A 254-nucleotide genomic window follows, 5' to 3' on the forward strand; every position below is an offset into this window, starting at 1 on the left:
GTTCTCTTCGGTCAGTGATGAGATACTAGATAATCCTGAAGACGAAAATGGCCAGCCGTTTACAGGGCTGGCTTACGAATTATATCCAAATGGACAAATCATCTATTTTACTAAATATAAGAATGGGCTGGCTCATGGTTTAACAAGTGAATTTTATGAAAACGGGAATAAAAAAAGTGAAAAAGAATATAGATATGGGCAATTGCATGGTAAAAGTATAATTTGGTTTGAAAATGGAAGAAAAAAAAGTGAGC

The 254-nt window shown here is 34.3% G+C and carries 1 protein-coding gene; it reads left to right on the forward strand.

Annotated elements, in window-relative coordinates; all coding sequences use genetic code 11:
* Window positions 1-254 (forward strand): toxin-antitoxin system YwqK family antitoxin (locus SB724_RS21020; RefSeq protein ID WP_410572910.1); only part of this gene is annotated, 254 nt, incomplete at both ends.

Source organism: Bacillus sp. SIMBA_031 (genome assembly GCF_046535225.1).
Taxonomy (GTDB): domain Bacteria; phylum Bacillota; class Bacilli; order Bacillales; family Bacillaceae; genus Bacillus; species Bacillus velezensis.